Origin of the sequence: Pollutimonas rozaliensis (assembly GCF_048751585.1) — a bacterium.
In the GTDB taxonomy this organism is placed as follows: domain Bacteria; phylum Pseudomonadota; class Gammaproteobacteria; order Burkholderiales; family Burkholderiaceae_B.
This window is the reverse complement of the sequence record NZ_JAZHOB010000005.1, coordinates 336,210-351,338: the sequence shown is the minus strand read 5'-3', so window position 1 is coordinate 351,338 and position 15,129 is coordinate 336,210. Positions and strand designations below refer to the sequence as shown.

The 15,129-nt window shown below is 60.5% G+C and carries 14 protein-coding genes; 5 read left to right on the top strand and 9 right to left on the bottom strand.

The window, feature by feature from the left end; translation table 11 throughout:
* The first annotated feature begins 28 nt into the window (after window positions 1-28).
* The 5 genes from V0R37_RS11795 to rfaE2 all read left to right on the top strand — a co-directional run bounded on the left by V0R37_RS11795 (window position 29) and on the right by rfaE2 (window position 4,780).
* A complete protein-coding gene (locus tag V0R37_RS11795; RefSeq protein ID WP_420374700.1) occupies window positions 29-991 on the top strand; it encodes a Tim44 domain-containing protein in 963 nt (320 codons plus the stop codon).
* 93 nt (window positions 992-1,084) lie between these two features.
* Window positions 1,085-1,714: a ubiquinone biosynthesis accessory factor UbiJ gene (locus tag V0R37_RS11790; protein WP_420374699.1), complete on the top strand. Its 630-nt coding sequence runs from the start codon at window positions 1,085-1,087 to the stop codon at window positions 1,712-1,714.
* Window positions 1,715-1,718: 4 nt separating this feature from the next.
* On the top strand, window positions 1,719-3,275 hold the full coding sequence (gene ubiB / locus V0R37_RS11785; RefSeq protein ID WP_420374698.1) for a ubiquinone biosynthesis regulatory protein kinase UbiB: 1,557 nt from the start codon (window positions 1,719-1,721) through the stop codon (window positions 3,273-3,275).
* Window positions 3,276-3,425: 150 nt separating this feature from the next.
* Window positions 3,426-4,277 (top strand): ferritin family protein, encoded by an 852-nt coding sequence (locus tag V0R37_RS11780; protein ID WP_420374697.1) that lies wholly within the window; start codon window positions 3,426-3,428, stop codon window positions 4,275-4,277.
* A 20-nt stretch (window positions 4,278-4,297) separates the two neighbouring features.
* Complete coding sequence (gene rfaE2 / locus V0R37_RS11775; protein WP_420374721.1) at window positions 4,298-4,780, top strand: D-glycero-beta-D-manno-heptose 1-phosphate adenylyltransferase; 483 nt, start codon at window positions 4,298-4,300, stop codon at window positions 4,778-4,780.
* Between the two features lie 27 nt (window positions 4,781-4,807).
* Here rfaE2 and V0R37_RS11770 read toward each other — a convergent pair whose 3' ends face one another.
* The 9 genes from V0R37_RS11770 to V0R37_RS11730 form a co-directional block, all read right to left on the bottom strand.
* Window positions 4,808-6,145, bottom strand: a complete 1,338-nt coding sequence (locus V0R37_RS11770; protein WP_420374696.1) for a TolC family outer membrane protein — start codon at window positions 6,143-6,145, stop codon at window positions 4,808-4,810.
* Window positions 6,146-6,826 carry a protein-L-isoaspartate O-methyltransferase family protein gene (locus tag V0R37_RS11765; protein ID WP_420374695.1) on the bottom strand — a complete coding sequence of 227 codons (681 nt, stop codon included), beginning with the start codon at window positions 6,824-6,826 and terminating at the stop codon, window positions 6,146-6,148.
* Window positions 6,827-6,920: 94 nt separating this feature from the next.
* On the bottom strand, window positions 6,921-7,751 hold the full coding sequence (thiD, locus tag V0R37_RS11760) for a bifunctional hydroxymethylpyrimidine kinase/phosphomethylpyrimidine kinase (protein ID WP_420374694.1): 831 nt from the start codon (window positions 7,749-7,751) through the stop codon (window positions 6,921-6,923).
* 17 nt (window positions 7,752-7,768) lie between these two features.
* A complete protein-coding gene (locus V0R37_RS11755; RefSeq protein ID WP_420374693.1) occupies window positions 7,769-8,566 on the bottom strand; it encodes a thiazole synthase in 798 nt (265 codons plus the stop codon).
* 137 nt (window positions 8,567-8,703) lie between these two features.
* Complete coding sequence (locus tag V0R37_RS11750; RefSeq protein WP_420374692.1) at window positions 8,704-10,053, bottom strand: CsgG/HfaB family protein; 1,350 nt, start codon at window positions 10,051-10,053, stop codon at window positions 8,704-8,706.
* Window positions 10,053-10,667: a penicillin-binding protein activator LpoB gene (gene lpoB, locus V0R37_RS11745; protein ID WP_420374691.1), complete on the bottom strand. Its 615-nt coding sequence runs from the start codon at window positions 10,665-10,667 to the stop codon at window positions 10,053-10,055. Before lpoB ends, V0R37_RS11750 begins: the two co-directional genes overlap by 1 nt.
* Before the next feature lie 22 nt (window positions 10,668-10,689).
* The gene (locus V0R37_RS11740; RefSeq protein ID WP_420374690.1) at window positions 10,690-12,033 is read right to left on the bottom strand and encodes a COG3014 family protein; all 1,344 of its coding nucleotides are present in this window, start codon (window positions 12,031-12,033) and stop codon (window positions 10,690-10,692) included.
* A 202-nt stretch (window positions 12,034-12,235) separates the two neighbouring features.
* Window positions 12,236-13,150 (bottom strand): cobalamin-binding protein, encoded by a 915-nt coding sequence (locus V0R37_RS11735; protein WP_420374689.1) that lies wholly within the window; start codon window positions 13,148-13,150, stop codon window positions 12,236-12,238.
* A gap of 4 nt (window positions 13,151-13,154) precedes the next feature.
* Window positions 13,155-15,053 (bottom strand): TonB-dependent receptor domain-containing protein, encoded by a 1,899-nt coding sequence (locus tag V0R37_RS11730; RefSeq protein ID WP_420374688.1) that lies wholly within the window; start codon window positions 15,051-15,053, stop codon window positions 13,155-13,157.
* Window positions 15,054-15,129 lie beyond the last annotated feature (76 nt).

Sequence of the window (15,129 nt, the reverse complement as noted above, 5' to 3'; positions counted from 1 at the left end):
GCGGCGCATTGCACTACAGGAGCAATACATGTCTCAACGCTTTTCACGGTTGCTTGCGGTTGCCATGCTGGTGGTTTCGGCGGGCGCCATGCTTTCGGTGTCCTTCGACGCCGAAGCCCGCCGCATGGGCGGCGGCAAAAGCTTCGGCCGCCAGTCGACCAACGTAACCCAGCAGCGCCAGGCCGTTACGCCGCCGGCTGCCAACACAACGGCGCGCACCGCCGCGCCGGCAGCCGGCGCGGCCGCGGCCGGTACAGCGGCAAAAAGCGGTGTTTCCCGCTGGCTGGGCCCCATTGCCGGCATTGCGGCCGGCCTGGGCATCGCCGCACTGCTTTCCAGCCTTGGCCTGTCGGGCGCATTTCTTGAAATGATGTCCAGCCTGCTGTTGATCGGCTTGCTGGTCTTCGGCGTCATGTTCATCGTGCGCAAGCTGCGCGGCGGGGCCGCTCGTCCCGCCCTGCAGCAGGCCGGCGGCGCCAGCCCCTTGAATCGGCAGGGCGGCGCCCATTCGCAAAACACCTGGCGCCAGACTGGCGCGGCGGCAGCGACCGCCGCGGCGGCGGCACCGGTAAGCACGGTGCCCGCGCCCCCGATCGATGAAAAATGGTTCATCCCCGGCGATTTCGATACGGCGACTTTTCTGGCCACCGCCAAGACGCAATTCCTTGAAATTCAGGCGGTATGGGACAGCGGCGATCTGGACAAGCTGCGCGACTACATGACCGACGACCTGATCGCCGAAGTCAAGCCCGAAATCCTCACCCGCAACGAGAACAACGCGACCGAGGTCGTGCTCCTGAACGCCGAGCTTCTGGGCATCGAAGCCGTATCGGGCGGCCACTTGGCCAGCGTGCGCTATTCAGGCATGCTGCGCGAATCGAAGGAATCCGAGGCATTCCGTTTCGAAGAAGTCTGGAACTTGTACAAGGCCGACAACGCCGGCTGGCTGCTGGCGGGCATACAGCAGATTCCGATCGAATACGCCAGCTGATCGCTGGCTGGGGTTGTGCGCGTGTAAAACCGTTAAACTTGAGCTCTTGCTATATAGGCTCTCTGGATACGGCTTAGCCGCGCACGCCCGATCATGTTTTCATTGCCTCCCTTTTTTGCTCCCTCCGCGGTACACGCCCGTGTCCTGAACAAGCTGCTGTTACGGGAAGACTGGGCGCGTGACCGCTTGAGCCGGCACTCGGGGAAAACCGTCAGGTTCGCGATCGGCCGATTCAAAACCGGTTTTGCCATACAGGCCAGCGGCCTCGTACAAGCCTGCGACCCGGCCGTCGTTCCCGACGTGACCTTGACCATCCCCAGCGACAAATTACCGGGCCTGCCAGCGGTGTTGCGTTCGCGCGACCCCGACGCGGTGGCCGAAATCATGCATATCGAAGGCGATGCGGGCCTGGCGCGGGTGGTTTCCGATCTGGCTCGAGATCTGCGATGGGATATCGAAGAGGACCTGGCCAAGCTCGTTGGGGACATGGCCGCCTTGCGCCTGCTGCAAGCAGGCAAGGCCGTGATGCAAGGCGTGCAGTTGACTGCAGGCCGACTTGCCGGCAATGTCGGCGAGTTTCTGTCCGAAGAGAGCGGCATGATGGCCAATCGCCCAGGGTTCGAGGATTGGACAGCGGGCCTGCTGGTTTTGCGCCAGCGCCTGGATGGCCTTGAGGCCCGTGTGGCAGCGCTTGGCACGCGCGGCAGCTTAAGCAAGGGTTGACGTCATGTTCACCTTTTTCCGCTTGCTGCATATTGTTTTCATCGCCCTGCGTTACAGGCTGGACGAACTGGTTCTGTCGGGCATCAAACACCCTGTCGCTTATGGTCTTTTGCGCGTCGTTCGATTCGGGCGGCCGCCCAAGATGCCGCGCGGCGTGCGGCTGCGCTTGGCGCTGGAGTCGCTGGGGCCCATTTTCGTCAAATTCGGTCAAGTGCTTTCCACGCGCCGCGACTTGATTCCCCTGGATGTGGCCATAGAACTTGCCTTGCTGCAGGACAGGGTTCCGCCCTTTCCGTCCGACCAAGCCGCCGCAAGTATCGAAGCCGCGCTGGGCGCTTCGCCGCATACGCTTTTCAAGCATTTCGAAACCGATCCTGTCGCCTCGGCATCGATCGCACAGGTGCATTTTGCCGTCTTGCACGACGGTCGCGAGGTGGCCGTCAAGGTGCTGCGCCCGGGCATGCGCGAGATCATCGAGAAAGACCTTACCCTGTTGGGCGCCTTGGCCAGGCTGGTCGAGCGTCTGGCGGCCGATGGACGCCGCCTGAAACCGCGCCAGGTGGTGGCCGAATTTGACAATTATCTGCACGACGAACTCGATCTGATCCGCGAGGCGTCCAATTGCAGCCAACTGCGGCGCAACTTCTCTACCGAACGCGGCCGCGAGCATTTGCTGATGGTGCCCGAAGTTGTGTGGGAATACTGCGCGACCACGGTATTTACCATGGAGCGCATGCGCGGCATTCCCGTCAGCCAGACCGAACGCCTGAAGGCGGCCGGCATCGATACCCGGGAATTGGGCCGGACAGGTGTCGAGATATTCTTTACCCAGGTTTTTACCGACGGCTTTTTTCATGCCGATATGCATCCCGGCAATATTTACGTATCCGACCAGCCCGAAACTCTGGGACGCTACATTGCCCTGGACTTCGGCATAGTGGGCTCCCTGTCCGAATTCGACAAAAATTACCTTGCCCAGAACTTTCTGGCCTTCTTCCGGCGCGATTACCATCGTGTCGCGCAGTTGCATATCGAATCGGGGTGGGTGCCTGCGACCACGCGCGAAGAAGAACTCGAGGGCGCGGTGCGAGCGGTGTGCGAGCCATACTTCGACAGGCCTTTGTCGGAAATATCGCTGGGCCAGGTTCTATTGCGCCTGTTCCAGACCTCGCGCCGCTTCAATGTTGAAATCCAGCCCCAACTGGTCCTGCTTCAGAAAACTCTGCTGAACGTGGAGGGCATGGGGCGCGAGCTGGATCCCGATCTGGATTTATGGAAAACGGCCAAACCCTATCTGGAAAAATGGATGCACGAGCGCGTTGGCCTGGCGGGCCTGCGCAAGCAACTGGATAAGGAAGCCAGCCAGTGGTCGCAAATCCTGCCCCAGATCCCGCGTCTGGTCTATGCCAACCTTAGCCGGCCCGATACCGGCCCTGGGTTAAACTTGGAACTGGAACGCATGCGGCGCGCCCAGGAGCAGACGAATAGACTGTTGATCACCCTGTTGGCCGTTATTGCTGTGGGCTTGGGCGTGGCGGTGTGGGCGCTGACGCGCCAGTAGGCCATGTACTTTCCCAAGCCCGTCCGGCGCGCAATAAGCGCCCAAAATCCCGGCCTGACATGTTTTTGTTAAATGGCCCCTTTATAGTGCAAGGCTGATAGCAAGCGCACGCCCGCCCGGTGTACCGGATATACATTAAGAGAGATTCCCATGCTTTACCCTGAATTGTTCAAATCCATGGAAGCGGTGCGCTGGAATATGGCCACCGATATTCCCTGGGATGATTACGACCCCAGCAAGCTGAGCGACGATCAGGCTTATACGATCAAGATGAACGCCATTACCGAATGGGCCGCCTTACCGGCAACGGAGATGTTCCTGCGCGATAACCGCGACGACAGCGATTTCTGCGCCTTCATGTCGGTGTGGTTCTTCGAAGAGCAGAAGCATTCGCTGGCTCTTATCGAATACCTGCGCCGCTTCCGTCCCGAACTGGTGCCGACCGAAGAAGAACTGCATAAAGTGCGCTTCGAGTTCGATCCGGCCCCGGCCCTGGAAACGCTGATGCTGCACTTTTGCGGCGAAGTCCGGCTGAATCATTGGTACCGGCGCGCTTCTGACTGGCACACCGAGCCCGTGATCAAGGCCATCTATAAAATCATCGCCCAGGACGAAGCCCGCCATGCCGGCGCTTACCTGCGCTACATGAAGCGCGCCCTGGTCCATCAGGGCCGGGAATTCGGCCATAACGCGCGCATCGCCTTCTCGAAGATCGGCGTGCTGATGGCATCGGCGCATCGTACGCCGCAGGCCCTGCACCCCACCAATCTGCACGTGAACAAAGACATGTATCCGCAAGATACGGTGCAGTCCAAGCTGCCTTCGCCGGGTTGGCTGGAAAATTGGCTGGACAACCAGATATGTTTCGACAAGGATTGGGAAGGCAAGGTCAGCTCGCGCATCCTGCATAACATGTCGCTGCTCATGGACAACACGTTCAACACCGTGCAGGACTTGAACCGCTACCGCAAAGACCTTTTGAAAGGGCTGGCGCCGGCATAACGGCGCCTGTCATGGACGGTATGCCGGCTCGTTTCGAATCCAAGATACTTTCGCGCGACGACTGCGTGGCGGCGATCAAGGCGGGCGCATTGCCGCGCCCTCTTATCTTCACCAACGGCGTGTTCGATATCCTGCATCGGGGCCACGTCACCTATCTGGACCAGGCCGCCCAACTGGGCGCCAGCCTGATCGTGGCTCTGAACATCGATGAATCCGTCCGCCGCCTGGGCAAGGGCGACGACCGTCCTTTGAATTGCCTGGCGGACCGCGCCGCCTTGTTGGCGGCCTTGTCCTGCGTCAGCATGGTGACCGAGTTCGACGAAGACACGCCCCAGGCGCTGATCGAGCAACTGCGTCCCGATGTCATCGTCAAGGGCGGCGACTACGATATGGAAACCTTGCCCGAGACCGCCAGCGTGAAAAGCTGGGGCGGACGGGCGGTGGCGATACCTTTCGAGTTTCAGCGTTCCACGACCTCGCTGATCGGCAAGATCAGGCGTTAGCGCAGGTAGCGGCCGGGCGTGGAGATATCAGCGAGTACCGGTGGACAGCAACTGGTTGATGGCGACGATGTCCTGATCGTTCAGGATGCCGCTGCTGGCTTTTAGCCGCAGGCTGTTCATCAGCGTATCGTACCGCGCGCGCGACAGGGCGCGCTGTGTTTCGTACAGCTGCTGCTGGGCATTGAGCACGTCGATGTTGATGCGCACCCCCACTTCGTAGCCTGTCTGGTTGGCTTGCAGGGACGCCAGGCTGGATTTCTCGGCCGCTTGCAGGGCCTTGATCTGGGCCAGCCCCGAGGTCACCCCCGAAAAATACTGCTGCGTCGATTGCACCGCCTGCCGCTTGGCGTTTTCAAGTTCGTAGCGTGCCTGCTGCAGACGCGATGTCTGCTCGCGGACGACGGAAGAGATCTCTCCGCCCGTGAAAATGGGAATCGAAAGCTGTACCCCTACGGTGCTGTCCAGCGAGCGCGGACCGCCATTGGGATAATACAGGCCCCGGTCCGATGCGCTGCCTGTCTGGGCTTGCAGATGCAGCGTGGGATAGTGCTGGCTCTTGGCGATGTCGATCTGCTTCTCGACGATCTTGGCGGCCAATTCGGCCTGTGCAACGGCCAGGCTGGCGCTGGACGACTGCATGGTCCAGTCGGTCAGGCGGTTCGGCTGCGGGGCCGGCAACACAGTATCGGATGCCAGCTCGGCAAGCTCTTGCGGCCGCTCGTTGATGATCTTGGCCAATTGGTCCTGGCTGACCTGCAGCACATTGGTGGCCTGCAGCTCGCCGGCATTCAGCAGATCCAGCCGCGCCTGCGCTTCGTACGTATCGGTGATGGTGGTGCTGCCCAGCTCGAAGCCTTGCTTGGCGGCCCGCAACTGCGTTTCGACCGCCGACTTTTGGGCTTGCAGGGCGCGCAAGGTGTCTTGCGCCGCCAAGACATCGAAATACGCCTGCGAGACGCGCAGTATCAGTTCCTGGTAGGCTCGGGCCTGGATGACATCGGCCGACTTGGCGATGAATTCGGCGCGCTTCAGGCCTCCCCATGCGCCCGCGTCGAACAAAGGCTGCACCAGCGTCAGTGCCCATAGCCCGCGGCGTTGGCTGGAACTGCTGTTCAGGCCTTGCAGGCGTCGGGCATCGTCCACTTCCGCGACGGCGCTGGCTGTGATGTAGGGCAATAGCTGCGCGCGGGCTTGCGGGACGATTTCCTGATCGGCGTCGCGGCCGGCGCGGCTGGCCGCATAGATGGGATCGCGTTGCAGCGCCATCTGCCAGATCTGAAGTAGATCCTGGGTGTAGCCCGGCGACGCGCTGATTGCCAGAAGCAGCGCGAATCCCAGTTTTGCGCGCCAGCGGGCCTTAGGCATCTAGAACTTGAACTGAGTGACCGTTGCGCCGCGCAGCGGCTTGATGACCGTGTCGAACAGATTGACGGTGTCGAAGCTTGCAGCGCTGTTGCGGGTGATGCGGCATGCCGTCATGACGGGGTTCTGGCCTACGACGACGACCAGGCGTCCGCCGATGCTCAGTTGATATTTCAGCGCGTCGGGCACGACGGGGACGGAACCGGTCAGCAGGATGGCGTCGTATTCGGTCGTGCCCCAGCCTGCGTGCGCGTCGCCGGTCTCGACCTTGACGTTGCCTACCTGGTTGCGTTGCAGATTCTGAAGCGCGAAGGCGGCCAGCCGGCTATCGACTTCGATGCTGGTGACTTGCTGTGCCAGCTTGGCAAGCAGGGCGGCCTGGTAGCCCGAGCCGGTGCCGATCTCCAGCACGCAATCGGTGGGCTTTAACCGCAGTTCCTGTGCCAGGCGGGCTTCCACTTTTGGGGTAAGCATGCTTTCCCGCGTATCGACCGAATTGATGATCAGGGGCAGTTCGACGTCGGAAAAAGCCAATCCTTGCATGGGCGCCGGTACATAGCGTTCGCGTTGCACCTCGAAGAGCGCCTGCAAGACCCGCGTATCAAGGACTTCCCAAGGCCGGATCTGCTGTTCGACCATATTGAACCGGGCCTGTTCGATTTCTGATAGCGCAGTAACGTTCATAGCTTCTACAAAGAAAAACAAAGGTAATGAATGGTAGCGTATTGGTCGCCATGCCGCCTTGAGGGCAGAATGCGCCAAGCTTGTCTACTATAGCTTATTTGCCCGGGCTTGGCGCGGGCCACCACGCATGAAAATGCTGTACGGGGCCGTGGCCTTTTCCCACGTCCAGCTCGTCGGCGCGAGCAATGGCCTGGACCAGATAGGCCTTGGCCTGCCGGGCCGCCTCGGGAACGTCGTTCACCCTTGGCAGCAGCGCGGCCAGCGCGGCTGAAAGAGTGCAGCCCGTGCCGTGTGTATTGCGGGTGTCGATGCGCCGCCCGGGAAGCTCGATAAGGCGGTCGCCGTCGTGCAGGACATCGATGGTGTCATTGCCGGGCAGGTGGCCGCCCTTGAGAAAGACCCAGCGCTCGCCGGAATCGTTCAGCAGCCTGCGCAATTTCTCGGCAACGCGGCGCATCTCTTTCAGCGAGTCGGCCGGCGACGACCCCAGCAGCACGCCCGCCTCGGGCAGGTTGGGTGTAAGCAGGGTGGCCAGCGGCAACAGGCTTTCGCGCAGCTCGTCCACGGCGGAGCGTTCAAGAAGATGATCGCCGCTTTTTGCCACCATGACCGGATCCAGCACCAAATGCGCAGGCTTCCAGTGCGCCAGGCGCTCGGCCACCACGCGCGTGACCGCCTGCTGGCCCAGCATGCCGATCTTAACGGCATCGATGCGCACGTCGGCGAACAGCGTGTCGATCTGCTCGACGACGAAAGCGGGAGGAATGGGTGAAATGCCTGTGACCGCTTGCGTGTTCTGCGCGGTAAGCGCCGCGATGACGGCGGTTCCATAGGCGCCCAGCGCGCTCATGGTCTTGATGTCGGCCAGTATGCCGGCGCCGCCGGAGGGGTCGACACCGGCGATGGTAAGCGTATTGGGAATCATGTGCGGCGTTTGCCTGTCTAAGAGCGGGATTGAATCAGGCCTTCAGTGGGCGAGCTGGGGTCGGCGCTGTAGAACTTGCGCGGCACGCGTCCGGCCAGGAAGGCTTCCCGTCCGGCTTCCACGGCCTTTTTCATGGCGCTGGCCATGAGCACGGGATTGCGGGCGCCGGAGATGGCGGTGTTCATCAGTATCGCGTCGCAGCCAAGCTCCATGGCCACGGCGGCGTCGGATGCGGTGCCCACGCCCGCGTCCACCAGGACGGGGACCTGCGCCTGGTCGATGATCAGGCGCAGGTTCCAGGGGTTCAGTATGCCCATGCCCGAACCGATAAGCGAAGCCAGCGGCATGACGGCGACACAGCCTATGTCTTCCAGCATGCGGCACTGTATGGGGTCATCGGTGCAATAGACCATGACCTTGAAGCCTTCCTGGACCAGTGTCCTGGCGGCGTCCAGCGTTTCCGGCATATTGGGGAAAAGATTGTCTTTATCGCCCAGTACTTCAAGCTTGACCAGGTCGTTGCCATCCAGCAGCTCGCGCGCCAGGCGCAGGGTGCGCACGGCATCTTCGGCCGTATAGCATCCGGCGGTATTGGGCAAGATGGTGAACTTGGAGAGCGGCAGGAAATCCAGCAGGTTCGGTTCGCCGGCGTTCTGGCCGATGTTGGTGCGGCGTATGGCGACGGTGACGATTTCGGCCCCGCTGGCGTCTATGGCCTGGCGGGTTTCCTCGAAGTCCTTGTATTTACCCGTGCCGACCAGCAGTCGTGACGTATAGCTGTGTCCGGCAAGGGTGAAGGTGTCTGCGTGATTCATGATTGTGCGGCGTATGGTTAAGGCGTGGCGTCAACGCGGCGACGAATTTCGGCGTTGATTGTCCCGCCGGCCGCTGCCAATGGTACAGCGGCCGGCGGGACAATATAAAAGAATAATCCATTTGGCCGCGCGCCGCTTTACAAGATCACGCCTCCGGCCGCATCGATATTCTGATCCGATGCCGAAGGTGCCGCCTTGCGGGCTGGCGCCTTTTTCTTGGGGGCGGCGGGCGGAGCCGCCTTCATGCGGGCAATAGCGCCTTTTTCGATGACATCGGCGCTGCCTTTGACGATCTCCCCGTAGGCCAGCTTGGGTTTGACGTCCACGATTCGGATGGTGGCAACGTTTTCTTCGGCGGCGCCCAGGGTTTCACCGGTATCCGGATCGACCAGGGCTTCGCCCAACGAATAGATTTCGTAGGTCTGGCCGGCGGCGGCGCTGCCGGTACCGCGGTTGATGATGACTTTGCCGTTATGCACGGCGACTACTTTGGGTGGATTGACGATTTCGCCGATGTCGCCCACCACCTTTTCAAGAAACTTGTCCATCGCCGCGTTGACCTGGCTGCCGCCGGAGCGGAAGGACATCGAATCGGACCACTTGACAGCCCGCGTGGCGGATTCGACCAGTGAATAGCGCATGGAGGCGCTGGTCGAATGGGAAACTTCGCGGCTGTATTCGCCGGTCATGTCCACATGCGTTTCCTTGACCTTGGTGGCTACTCCGGCCTGTGTCAGGTTCAATATAAGCATGAAGTCGGCACCCAGCGCCTGGCCCAGGCGCGCCCGTTCCTGGTCGGAGACCTTTTCGCTGCCCAGGAAGCTCAGTTCCTTTTCAAGCTCCGCCTCGTTGCTCCGATCCAGTACTGTGAAGCGTCCGCTTTTTACCAGCTTGTCTGTGACGGCCTGGCGCAACTGCGCGGCGGTCTTGCTGTTGCGCAGGCGGCCGGTGGCGACCACGCTGATGCTGTCCCGCTCCAGTTTTGCCGTCTTGCTCTTGTACTCGAACTTCTCTATGGAAACCTCAAGCACCGCCTCGCAACGCTTGTCGGTGCACTCCTGGGAAAGCACTTTATAGCTTTTGACTTTGCCCTGGCTGCGCACATCGTTGCTGCTTCCCACGCCGATTTCCAGAGTCGTCTTGCCTGATGCGGCCGTGGTGGTGTCGAAGACGCTCTTTGCCGTGTCGGTGTTTTCTGTCACCGTGTCATGAAGCATGCCGCTTTCTTTAGCTTCTTTTTTCAGCGAGGTGTCCGCTGTGCCCTGTGTGCGGGTTTCCTGGGCGTCCTTGACTTGGGCATAGGCCTTGGGACTGGCCGAACGAGTAGCCACGCTGGCGCCGTTGATCTGCTTGATGGCATCGCCCAGCGCCGACTCGACGGCTTGTTCATAGGTGTCGCCATAGCCTTTGGCTTGGACGACGACGATTTCGGCATTCGTCTGTAGCGACCACAGCAGGCCCAGCGCCAGGAAAGCGAGTTTTTTCATTACCAGGTCACCGTCCGGTTGTCGCCGCGCTTGATGATGGGGTATTCGCCTTCCCAGTAGGCCAGGCCGTCATCCAGGTTGGTCATGGTCAACTGGAAGTAGTAATCGACCTGCTGCGTGCGGCTGCTCACGCGGTTGACGCGCTGGATGATCTTCCCGGACAGCGAGTAGTCGGGCGCGATGACGCGGCCGTCTTTCTTGACGGTCTTTTGATTGACCATCTTCGAGTTCCGCAATTGGCGCGATTTGCGCGTCATATCGTCTTCGGCGCCGTTCACGCCTATGGCGGTGGTAACGATGAAGCGGCCGGAATTCAGCAGGCTGATGCGGATTTTCTTGGTTAATTGGTCCGTGTCGATGCGCTGGGTGGTGTCGTTCACGATATTGGATACGGCCATGACATAGCGGCCGCCTTGCGAGGCCTTGGGGTGGACCATCAGAGGCGATGCCAGCATCTGGTTGACCATCTCGCTGGCGGCGTTTTCGAAGTCTTTGTAGTCCAGGCCCATTACGGCGACCTTGTCGTTTTTCTGGTCGACATAATGAGTCGTGGTGGCGCAGCCGGTAAGCGCCAGTGTCAGGGCAAGGCTGGAGAGCAGGAGCTTGGTATTCACAGTGATTCTCGCTGGTAACGGATTATTTGGAAGCCAGCATATGGATGCTGGGAGCGCTTGCCGGGTTCAGCGCGCGCACATAGATGACGATGGGCTGCTTTTTTTCGGGTAGATCCACCGTGATGTCATCGATGCCGGGAAAGCTCAGGACAACCTGCTTGTTGGCCGGGTAGGGAACGTTCAATAGCTGGAAGTTCTGCGGCAGGGTCATCCAGCCGCGCAGGTCGGCCTGCGTGGTGGCGGCCTGGGCCACGGCGGCGATCAGGCCCAGCCACGGGCTGGAGTCGTTCAACTGTTTCTGGACTACGGTCTTGGCGGTGGCACGAATGATTTCCCGGATCAGGATGCCGCTGAACTTGGTCTTGAATTCGCCGCGGATGATGGTGTCCATGTCGGCCAGCAATTGACTTTGTTGGCGGCCCACCGCCACGTATGGATGGGCGGGCTGGCCGTCGCCCATGATGGGCAGCGCAATGCCGGTGTAATTCACATTGCCGGTAACCAGGAACAGGGGCAGGTCGATGCGGCGTTCTTCCTTGCGGGCGGCAAGGCCGTTCTCGAAAACGATCCAGACGGACGGCTTCAGTTTCTTGGGTCGCTTGGCGGCGTTCATGTCCACCTTGACCTGGCTGTTCTTGGTCAGAGCGAAGGCGCGCTGCAGGCTTTGATGGGCACGATCGTAGTCAGCCTTGTTCTCTCCGTTGAGCAGGAAGTACAGACCATGCAGATACAGCGATGCCGGGTTGACGTAACCCGTGTATGGCGCCCAATGCTCGATATCGACCCCGGCGGCTTTCAGCGCGCCGCTGGAATCGGAAACGCTGCGCTCGACCAGGTCGGAGTTCTGTTCCTTTTTGATTTCGTCGCGCTGCTTGTCGATTTCGCTTTCAAAATGCTCGGAGGCGCGCCGCTGCCTGTCATCCGTGCGGTTCCATTCGATGCGTGCATTATCGTAGTCGCCCTGCTGCCAGAAGTTCAGCGCCTTGTAGGTGTTCAGCATGACGGTGTCATACACGGCGGGGCTGTAGGGCATGACGTTGTCGTTGACCAGCACGGCCATGGTCTGATTGGCTCCGCTGGCCACCAGATTGCGTGTGTCGTCCTCTTTCATGAGTTCTTCGGCGCCATCGAGCATTTTGGTCGACCGCTCGAACAAGCCGTTGTGTCGCAGCAGGGTTCCAGCCTCTAGAGCCCAAAGCAGGTCGCGGGGCGCCCCGTCTTTCTCGTCGGCTTGCGCGATGGCGTTTTCAGTGGCGCCGGGGATATTGCCGGCGTTCAGATCCGCCGTATAGTTTCGGGTGGCTTGGGGAACGGCGCAGCCGCTAAGAGCAACCGCCAATAAACCCGTAACCAAGAGTGCTTTCATTATTTTTCTCTGCTTAACGTTGAACCCATCGGCTTGGCCGCCGATCCTCCTTCCCGCTAGGGTGATGAATTGTTACATGAAGCGTATTTTTTTACAAATTAGACAGTTTTAGAAAACTATGCTTGCATAATTTCCCGTGAATCGGGCATCAAGCCGGGAATGTGCCAGGCCGGCGTGGTTTCCTCTGTAACGTAAACGGGTCCTAGCGGGCCTGCTCCAGATAGGAGCAAAGCGCTTCCACGGCGCCGATAAGGCGCGGTCCCGGCCGGAAGAATGCATCCGGATCGATGCCATATACATGGCCGTTCAGGGCTGCCGGAAGGTGCAAGGCGGTCCAGCGATTGCGCACCTCATTCAGGCGAATGCCGTTGGCTGTGGGGGCGATGATGACCTCTGGCCGCCTGACCAGCACACTTTCGGCATTTATCTGAGGGGCGGCTATCGCGGTGTCGGTGTAGATATTCACACCGCCGCATAGGCGCAGCGCGTCATTCAACAAGGGGTCCTTGCCTATCGTATATAGGGGCGATGTTCCGACTTCAATGAACACAGAAACGGGCTTGCTGCCGATATGGCGGGTGCGCAAGGCCGCGATGCGCGTCTGAAGCGCCTTGGAGGCGGGAAGGGCGGTGCTTTCCGTGGCGAACAGTTTCCCGAACCGGAGGATCTCGGCGGGGATGTCGTCCAGTGTCCGCGGCCGGGAGTAGAGCAGCGGTATGCCCATGCGGGATAGCGTCGGAGCCAGCGTTTGCGCGGCGCCGGAGGGCAGCCAGGCGATGGCGACATCGGGACGAAGCGCCAGCGTCTTTTCGACATTGGCGTTCATCCCGTCGCCCACACGGGGGATGGCCTTTGCCGGGGCGGGGAAGTCGCTGCTGGACACGGTTCCCACGATCTTGTCGCCGGCCCCGGCGGCGAAGATCAGCTCGGTAATATGCGGCGCCAGGGTAATGGCGCGGGCGGCTGGCGGCTGGACTTCAGCCGTCGGGGCCGTATCGCTTTGCATGGGTCCGGCCTGAGCCCGCGCGGGTGTTGGGGCCAATGCCCCAACGCCCGCCACGAAGCAGCATGCGGCAAGGCGTGCCGCGACTGCCCATGTGCGCAAACCGGACTTCATGCGCCTACATCCGGAACGAGAAGTTCACGAATATGTTGGAGCCGGGCATGTTGTAGCCGTAGACATTGGTGTAATCCTTATTGAAAAGGTTGTTCCAGCGTACCTGCACCCCGACGTTTTTGCTGAAATCATAGGCCGCCGTCAGGTTGTACAGGCCGTAACCGCCGATGGAGACTTTGTTATCCGCATCGTTGTAGCGTTTGCCGGTGAACTGATATTCGGCACCGACTCTAAGAGCCTCGAAGCGATGGTCCACTCCCAAACGGTACACCTGCCTGGCGCGCCAGCGCAGCTGGTTTCCGGAGTCGTCGTTACGGGGATCCAGGAAATCCGCTCCGGCACGCAGCGTCGTACGTCCGATGTCGTACTCCGCACCCAGGGTCAGTCCACGCAGCGTGGCCGAATTCACGTTTTCGGCATGGAAGGTGCCGCTGAAGCCGCCGCAGTCCAGGAAGCAGACGTAGCCGTCGATGAGCTGCCTGACCTTGTTTTGATAGGCCACCGCGCTCAGGCGTGTCGTATCGGACGTATAACGGATGCTCGCTTCGATGTTCCGGGATTTTTCAGGCTCAAGGTCGGGATTGCCCACAAAGCCGAAGTTCAGCGGCGCATACAGTTCGGTGAAGTTGGGGGCGCGGAAGCCCGTATTGCCTGCGACACCCACCCGCCATTGGTCGTTCAGGTCCAGATCGTAGGCAAGTCCACCGGTGGACTGGTTGCCATAGCCTGAAATGTTGTCATTGCGCAGGCTGGCCTGCAGATGATGCCGATTGAAGTCGCCACGGTATACAAGGCCGGCCGAGTTGGTGTCGCGCCGATTGATGGTGAATCCGGACGAGCCCGAAGGCCGCTCTTCCTGGCGTTCCAGGACAAGCGATACATTCTGGTCTTTCGAAAGTTTCAGGTTGTTCTGCCAGGAATAGCTTCGTTGCTGGCTTCCAAGCGTGCTGGAGCCGAACTCGCCCGAGAACATATCTACGCTGCGGCTGTCGATGAATTCTTTGGAATAGCCGAACCGCAACACGCTCTGCCAATAGCTGGTGATGTCGTCGGTGCTGGTAACGGAATAGGCTTGTTGCCGGGTGATTGCGTAGGCGCGGCGCGGATCGGGGCCTGAATCGAAGTCGCCATTCATATAGCCGTTGTAAGCGGTCAAACCGATATGGTGGCCCGCCCTCCAACGGTATCCCAGCGAGGCATTAAGAGACCGTTGCGTATAGCCATCGGCGTCTCTATTGTATGAATCAAATGCGGTGGGGCTTTCGGGGCGGCGCGTGGCATTGAATCCGCTGCTTTCAGCCAGGCTGCTGGACAAGGCGTAATCCCAGCCGTCCTGCGCGCCGGAAATTCCCACGCTGGATTTGAATGTGTCGTAGGTGCCGTAGCCGATATTGCCCCAGGCGCCCAGCGGCCGGTCTTCTCCTGTTTTCTTGGTAATGATGTTCACGACGCCGCCAATCGCATCGGAACCGTACAGACTGCTGGCGGCGCCGCGAATAACTTCAATGCGTTCAACCGTGGCCGGATCGATCGCGTTCCAGTTAGTCACGCTCGTGATCATGCTGTTGACGCGGATCCCGTCGATCAGGACCAGGGTGTGGCGCGGTTCGTTGCCTCGCAGCATCACGCCCGTGGCGGTCTGCGGGCCGCCATTGCTGTAGAACTGTATCCCCGGCTGCTTGGCCAGTATCTCGGCAATGCTGTTCTGGCCTTCTTTTTGAAGGTCTTCCTTCTTGATGACCGTGACGTCGCCAATGACGTCCTTTTCCAGTTGCGCCGTGCGGCTGGCGGTCACGACAATATCGTCGAGCCGGGGAACGGAGTTGGCGGTTTGGGCCGCTGCGGCCAAAGGGAGAAAACAGGAGAGAACGGCAAGCGCTTGCCGGTTTAAGGTGAAAGGCATGATAGACCCTGAAAAACGTGCGTCCCCGCACGTCGCAAGAAAAAGCATCTTCGCATCGGCCAGGACCGGCCGGACA

Bases quoted from the DNA above. Each gene is read 5' to 3' on its own strand.
- V0R37_RS11740 (WP_420374690.1), bottom strand. From the start codon at position 12,033: ATGAAAGCACTCTTGGTTACGGGTTTATTGGCGGTTGCTCTTAGCGGC.
- rfaE2 (WP_420374721.1), top strand. From the start codon at position 4,298: ATGCCGGCTCGTTTCGAATCCAAGATACTTTCGCGCGACGACTGCGTG.
- V0R37_RS11755 (WP_420374693.1), bottom strand. From the start codon at position 8,566: ATGAATCACGCAGACACCTTCACCCTTGCCGGACACAGCTATACGTCA.
- thiD (WP_420374694.1), bottom strand. From the start codon at position 7,751: ATGATTCCCAATACGCTTACCATCGCCGGTGTCGACCCCTCCGGCGGC.
- V0R37_RS11795 (WP_420374700.1), top strand. From the start codon at position 29: ATGTCTCAACGCTTTTCACGGTTGCTTGCGGTTGCCATGCTGGTGGTT.
- V0R37_RS11790 (WP_420374699.1), top strand. From the start codon at position 1,085: ATGTTTTCATTGCCTCCCTTTTTTGCTCCCTCCGCGGTACACGCCCGT.
- V0R37_RS11770 (WP_420374696.1), bottom strand. From the start codon at position 6,145: ATGCCTAAGGCCCGCTGGCGCGCAAAACTGGGATTCGCGCTGCTTCTG.
- ubiB (WP_420374698.1), top strand. From the start codon at position 1,719: ATGTTCACCTTTTTCCGCTTGCTGCATATTGTTTTCATCGCCCTGCGT.
- V0R37_RS11765 (WP_420374695.1), bottom strand. From the start codon at position 6,826: ATGAACGTTACTGCGCTATCAGAAATCGAACAGGCCCGGTTCAATATG.
- V0R37_RS11780 (WP_420374697.1), top strand. From the start codon at position 3,426: ATGCTTTACCCTGAATTGTTCAAATCCATGGAAGCGGTGCGCTGGAAT.
- V0R37_RS11735 (WP_420374689.1), bottom strand. From the start codon at position 13,150: ATGAAGTCCGGTTTGCGCACATGGGCAGTCGCGGCACGCCTTGCCGCA.
- V0R37_RS11750 (WP_420374692.1), bottom strand. From the start codon at position 10,053: ATGAAAAAACTCGCTTTCCTGGCGCTGGGCCTGCTGTGGTCGCTACAG.
- V0R37_RS11730 (WP_420374688.1), bottom strand. From the start codon at position 15,053: ATGCCTTTCACCTTAAACCGGCAAGCGCTTGCCGTTCTCTCCTGTTTT.